This window comes from Litoreibacter roseus (assembly GCF_009811795.1).
Classification (GTDB): domain Bacteria; phylum Pseudomonadota; class Alphaproteobacteria; order Rhodobacterales; family Rhodobacteraceae; genus Litoreibacter; species Litoreibacter roseus.
The window spans coordinates 1-5,513 of sequence record NZ_BLJE01000014.1 but is presented as its reverse complement, the minus strand read 5'-3'; the positions used below and the strand labels follow the sequence as shown (position 1 = coordinate 5,513).

The 5,513-nt window shown below is 44.9% G+C and carries 9 protein-coding genes; all 9 read left to right on the top strand.

The window, feature by feature from the left end; translation table 11 throughout:
• Window positions 1–12: 12 nt before the first annotated feature.
• The gene (locus KIN_RS22900; RefSeq protein WP_000466547.1) at window positions 13–999 is read left to right on the top strand and encodes a Minor spike protein; all 987 of its coding nucleotides are present in this window, start codon (window positions 13–15) and stop codon (window positions 997–999) included.
• Between the two features lie 63 nt (window positions 1,000–1,062).
• A complete protein-coding gene (locus KIN_RS22895; RefSeq protein ID WP_000252566.1) occupies window positions 1,063–2,604 on the top strand; it encodes a replication endonuclease in 1,542 nt (513 codons plus the stop codon).
• Window positions 2,537–2,689 (top strand): hypothetical protein, encoded by a 153-nt coding sequence (locus KIN_RS22890; RefSeq protein WP_435988044.1) that lies wholly within the window; start codon window positions 2,537–2,539, stop codon window positions 2,687–2,689. Before KIN_RS22895 ends, KIN_RS22890 begins: the two co-directional genes overlap by 68 nt.
• On the top strand, window positions 2,622–2,861 hold the full coding sequence (locus tag KIN_RS22885) for a phage DNA packaging protein C (protein ID WP_016670801.1): 240 nt from the start codon (window positions 2,622–2,624) through the stop codon (window positions 2,859–2,861). Before KIN_RS22890 ends, KIN_RS22885 begins: the two co-directional genes overlap by 68 nt.
• Window positions 2,858–3,316, top strand: a complete 459-nt coding sequence (locus KIN_RS22880) for a scaffolding protein D (protein ID WP_000084700.1) — start codon at window positions 2,858–2,860, stop codon at window positions 3,314–3,316. Before KIN_RS22885 ends, KIN_RS22880 begins: the two co-directional genes overlap by 4 nt.
• Complete coding sequence (locus tag KIN_RS22875; RefSeq protein ID WP_000033471.1) at window positions 3,316–3,432, top strand: phage DNA packaging protein J; 117 nt, start codon at window positions 3,316–3,318, stop codon at window positions 3,430–3,432. The genes KIN_RS22880 and KIN_RS22875 overlap by 1 nt, the downstream gene beginning before the upstream one ends.
• A 36-nt stretch (window positions 3,433–3,468) precedes the next feature.
• Window positions 3,469–4,752, top strand: a complete 1,284-nt coding sequence (locus tag KIN_RS22870) for a major capsid protein (RefSeq protein WP_000065572.1) — start codon at window positions 3,469–3,471, stop codon at window positions 4,750–4,752.
• A 110-nt stretch (window positions 4,753–4,862) separates the two neighbouring features.
• A complete protein-coding gene (locus KIN_RS22865; RefSeq protein WP_000487867.1) occupies window positions 4,863–5,390 on the top strand; it encodes a hypothetical protein in 528 nt (175 codons plus the stop codon).
• A gap of 8 nt (window positions 5,391–5,398) precedes the next feature.
• A partial coding sequence (locus KIN_RS22860) for a hypothetical protein (protein ID WP_505712033.1) occupies window positions 5,399–5,513 on the top strand: 115 nt, incomplete at its 3' end.

The window sequence follows — 5,513 nt, the reverse complement described above, 5'->3', positions numbered from 1 at the left end:
GTGAGGTGATTTATGTTTGGTGCTATTGCTGGCGGTATTGCTTCTGCTCTTGCTGGTGGCGCCATGTCTAAATTGTTTGGAGGCGGTCAAAAAGCCGCCTCCGGTGGCATTCAAGGTGATGTGCTTGCTACCGATAACAATACTGTAGGCATGGGTGATGCTGGTATTAAATCTGCCATTCAAGGCTCTAATGTTCCTAACCCTGATGAGGCCGTCCCTAGTTTTGTTTCTGGTGCTATGGCTAAAGCTGGTAAAGGACTTCTTGAAGGTACGTTGCAGGCTGGCACTTCTGCCGTTTCTGATAAGTTGCTTGATTTGGTTGGACTTGGTGGCAAGTCTGCCGCTGATAAAGGAAAGGATACTCGTGATTATCTTGCTGCTGCATTTCCTGAGCTTAATGCTTGGGAGCGTGCTGGTGCTGATGCTTCCTCTGCTGGTATGGTTGACGCCGGATTTGAGAATCAAAAAGAGCTTACTAAAATGCAACTGGACAATCAGAAAGAGATTGCCGAGATGCAAAATGAGACTCAAAAAGAGATTGCTGGCATTCAGTCGGCGACTTCACGCCAGAATACGAAAGACCAGGTATATGCACAAAATGAGATGCTTGCTTATCAACAGAAGGAGTCTACTGCTCGCGTTGCGTCTATTATGGAAAACACCAATCTTTCCAAGCAACAGCAGGTTTCCGAGATTATGCGCCAAATGCTTACTCAAGCTCAAACGGCTGGTCAGTATTTTACCAATGACCAAATCAAAGAAATGACTCGCAAGGTTAGTGCTGAGGTTGACTTAGTTCATCAGCAAACGCAGAATCAGCGGTATGGCTCTTCTCATATTGGCGCTACTGCAAAGGATATTTCTAATGTCGTCACTGATGCTGCTTCTGGTGTGGTTGATATTTTTCATGGTATTGATAAAGCTGTTGCCGATACTTGGAACAATTTCTGGAAAGACGGTAAAGCTGATGGTATTGGCTCTAATTTGTCTAGGAAATAACCGTCAGGATTGACACCCTCCCAATTGTATGTTTTCATGCCTCCAAATCTTGGAGGCTTTTTTATGGTTCGTTCTTATTACCCTTCTGAATGTCACGCTGATTATTTTGACTTTGAGCGTATCGAGGCTCTTAAACCTGCTATTGAGGCTTGTGGCATTTCTACTCTTTCTCAATCCCCAATGCTTGGCTTCCATAAGCAGATGGATAACCGCATCAAGCTCTTGGAAGAGATTCTGTCTTTTCGTATGCAGGGCGTTGAGTTCGATAATGGTGATATGTATGTTGACGGCCATAAGGCTGCTTCTGACGTTCGTGATGAGTTTGTATCTGTTACTGAGAAGTTAATGGATGAATTGGCACAATGCTACAATGTGCTCCCCCAACTTGATATTAATAACACTATAGACCACCGCCCCGAAGGGGACGAAAAATGGTTTTTAGAGAACGAGAAGACGGTTACGCAGTTTTGCCGCAAGCTGGCTGCTGAACGCCCTCTTAAGGATATTCGCGATGAGTATAATTACCCCAAAAAGAAAGGTATTAAGGATGAGTGTTCAAGATTGCTGGAGGCCTCCACTATGAAATCGCGTAGAGGCTTTGCTATTCAGCGTTTGATGAATGCAATGCGACAGGCTCATGCTGATGGTTGGTTTATCGTTTTTGACACTCTCACGTTGGCTGACGACCGATTAGAGGCGTTTTATGATAATCCCAATGCTTTGCGTGACTATTTTCGTGATATTGGTCGTATGGTTCTTGCTGCCGAGGGTCGCAAGGCTAATGATTCACACGCCGACTGCTATCAGTATTTTTGTGTGCCTGAGTATGGTACAGCTAATGGCCGTCTTCATTTCCATGCGGTGCACTTTATGCGGACACTTCCTACAGGTAGCGTTGACCCTAATTTTGGTCGTCGGGTACGCAATCGCCGCCAGTTAAATAGCTTGCAAAATACGTGGCCTTATGGTTACAGTATGCCCATCGCAGTTCGCTACACGCAGGACGCTTTTTCACGTTCTGGTTGGTTGTGGCCTGTTGATGCTAAAGGTGAGCCGCTTAAAGCTACCAGTTATATGGCTGTTGGTTTCTATGTGGCTAAATACGTTAACAAAAAGTCAGATATGGACCTTGCTGCTAAAGGTCTAGGAGCTAAAGAATGGAACAACTCACTAAAAACCAAGCTGTCGCTACTTCCCAAGAAGCTGTTCAGAATCAGAATGAGCCGCAACTTCGGGATGAAAATGCTCACAATGACAAATCTGTCCACGGAGTGCTTAATCCAACTTACCAAGCTGGGTTACGACGCGACGCCGTTCAACCAGATATTGAAGCAGAACGCAAAAAGAGAGATGAGATTGAGGCTGGGAAAAGTTACTGTAGCCGACGTTTTGGCGGCGCAACCTGTGACGACAAATCTGCTCAAATTTATGCGCGCTTCGATAAAAATGATTGGCGTATCCAACCTGCAGAGTTTTATCGCTTCCATGACGCAGAAGTTAACACTTTCGGATATTTCTGATGAGTCGAAAAATTATCTTGATAAAGCAGGAATTACTACTGCTTGTTTACGAATTAAATCGAAGTGGACTGCTGGCGGAAAATGAGAAAATTCGACCTATCCTTGCGCAGCTCGAGAAGCTCTTACTTTGCGACCTTTCGCCATCAACTAACGATTCTGTCAAAAACTGACGCGTTGGATGAGGAGAAGTGGCTTAATATGCTTGGCACGTTCGTCAAGGACTGGTTTAGATATGAGTCACATTTTGTTCATGGTAGAGATTCTCTTGTTGACATTTTAAAAGAGCGTGGATTACTATCTGAGTCCGATGCTGTTCAACCACTAATAGGTAAGAAATCATGAGTCAAGTTACTGAACAATCCGTACGTTTCCAGACCGCTTTGGCCTCTATTAAGCTCATTCAGGCTTCTGCCGTTTTGGATTTAACCGAAGATGATTTCGATTTTCTGACGAGTAACAAAGTTTGGATTGCTACTGACCGCTCTCGTGCTCGTCGCTGCGTTGAGGCTTGCGTTTATGGTACGCTGGACTTTGTAGGATACCCTCGCTTTCCTGCTCCTGTTGAGTTTATTGCTGCCGTCATTGCTTATTATGTTCATCCCGTCAACATTCAAACGGCCTGTCTCATCATGGAAGGCGCTGAATTTACGGAAAACATTATTAATGGCGTCGAGCGTCCGGTTAAAGCCGCTGAATTGTTCGCGTTTACCTTGCGTGTACGCGCAGGAAACACTGACGTTCTTACTGACGCAGAAGAAAACGTGCGTCAAAAATTACGTGCAGAAGGAGTGATGTAATGTCTAAAGGTAAAAAACGTTCTGGCGCTCGCCCTGGTCGTCCGCAGCCGTTGCGAGGTACTAAAGGCAAGCGTAAAGGCGCTCGTCTTTGGTATGTAGGTGGTCAACAATTTTAATTGCAGGGGCTTCGGCCCCTTACTTGAGGATAAATTATGTCTAATATTCAAACTGGCGCCGAGCGTATGCCGCATGACCTTTCCCATCTTGGCTTCCTTGCTGGTCAGATTGGTCGTCTTATTACCATTTCAACTACTCCGGTTATCGCTGGCGACTCCTTCGAGATGGACGCCGTTGGCGCTCTCCGTCTTTCTCCATTGCGTCGTGGCCTTGCTATTGACTCTACTGTAGACATTTTTACTTTTTATGTCCCTCATCGTCACGTTTATGGTGAACAGTGGATTAAGTTCATGAAGGATGGTGTTAATGCCACTCCTCTCCCGACTGTTAACACTACTGGTTATATTGACCATGCCGCTTTTCTTGGCACGATTAACCCTGATACCAATAAAATCCCTAAGCATTTGTTTCAGGGTTATTTGAATATCTATAACAACTATTTTAAAGCGCCGTGGATGCCTGACCGTACCGAGGCTAACCCTAATGAGCTTAATCAAGATGATGCTCGTTATGGTTTCCGTTGCTGCCATCTCAAAAACATTTGGACTGCTCCGCTTCCTCCTGAGACTGAGCTTTCTCGCCAAATGACGACTTCTACCACATCTATTGACATTATGGGTCTGCAAGCTGCTTATGCTAATTTGCATACTGACCAAGAACGTGATTACTTCATGCAGCGTTACCATGATGTTATTTCTTCATTTGGAGGTAAAACCTCTTATGACGCTGACAACCGTCCTTTACTTGTCATGCGCTCTAATCTCTGGGCATCTGGCTATGATGTTGATGGAACTGACCAAACGTCGTTAGGCCAGTTTTCTGGTCGTGTTCAACAGACCTATAAACATTCTGTGCCGCGTTTCTTTGTTCCTGAGCATGGCACTATGTTTACTCTTGCGCTTGTTCGTTTTCCGCCTACTGCGACTAAAGAGATTCAGTACCTTAACGCTAAAGGTGCTTTGACTTATACCGATATTGCTGGCGACCCTGTTTTGTATGGCAACTTGCCGCCGCGTGAAATTTCTATGAAGGATGTTTTCCGTTCTGGTGATTCGTCTAAGAAGTTTAAGATTGCTGAGGGTCAGTGGTATCGTTATGCGCCTTCGTATGTTTCTCCTGCTTATCACCTTCTTGAAGGCTTCCCATTCATTCAGGAACCGCCTTCTGGTGATTTGCAAGAACGCGTACTTATTCGCCACCATGATTATGACCAGTGTTTCCAGTCCGTTCAGTTGTTGCAGTGGAATAGTCAGGTTAAATTTAATGTGACCGTTTATCGCAATCTGCCGACCACTCGCGATTCAATCATGACTTCGTGATAAAAGATTGAGTGTGAGGTTATAACGCCGAAGCGGTAAAAATTTTAATTTTTGCCGCTGAGGGGTTGACCAAGCGAAGCGCGGTAGGTTTTCTGCTTAGGAGTTTAATCATGTTTCAGACTTTTATTTCTCGCCATAATTCAAACTTTTTTTCTGATAAGCTGGTTCTCACTTCTGTTACTCCAGCTTCTTCGGCACCTGTTTTACAGACACCTAAAGCTACATCGTCAACGTTATATTTTGATAGTTTGACGGTTAATGCTGGTAATGGTGGTTTTCTTCATTGCATTCAGATGGATACATCTGTCAACGCCGCTAATCAGGTTGTTTCTGTTGGTGCTGATATTGCTTTTGATGCCGACCCTAAATTTTTTGCCTGTTTGGTTCGCTTTGAGTCTTCTTCGGTTCCGACTACCCTCCCGACTGCCTATGATGTTTATCCTTTGGATGGTCGCCATGATGGTGGTTATTATACCGTCAAGGACTGTGTGACTATTGACGTCCTTCCCCGTACGCCGGGCAATAATGTTTATGTTGGTTTCATGGTTTGGTCTAACTTTACCGCTACTAAATGCCGCGGATTGGTTTCGCTGAATCAGGTTATTAAAGAGATTATTTGTCTCCAGCCACTTAAGTGAGGTGATTTATGTTTGGTGCTATTGCTGGCGGTATTGCTTCTGCTCTTGCTGGTGGCGCCATGTCTAAATTGTTTGGAGGCGGTCAAAAAGCCGCCTCCGGTGGCATTCAAGGTGATGTGCTTG

Excerpts from the sequence above, each read along its gene's own strand:
- KIN_RS22900 (WP_000466547.1), top strand. The coding sequence starts at position 13 with ATGTTTGGTGCTATTGCTGGCGGTATTGCTTCTGCTCTTGCTGGTGGC.
- KIN_RS22895 (WP_000252566.1), top strand. The coding sequence starts at position 1,063 with ATGGTTCGTTCTTATTACCCTTCTGAATGTCACGCTGATTATTTTGAC.
- KIN_RS22880 (WP_000084700.1), top strand. The coding sequence starts at position 2,858 with ATGAGTCAAGTTACTGAACAATCCGTACGTTTCCAGACCGCTTTGGCC.
- KIN_RS22875 (WP_000033471.1), top strand. The coding sequence starts at position 3,316 with ATGTCTAAAGGTAAAAAACGTTCTGGCGCTCGCCCTGGTCGTCCGCAG.
- KIN_RS22870 (WP_000065572.1), top strand. The coding sequence starts at position 3,469 with ATGTCTAATATTCAAACTGGCGCCGAGCGTATGCCGCATGACCTTTCC.
- KIN_RS22865 (WP_000487867.1), top strand. The coding sequence starts at position 4,863 with ATGTTTCAGACTTTTATTTCTCGCCATAATTCAAACTTTTTTTCTGAT.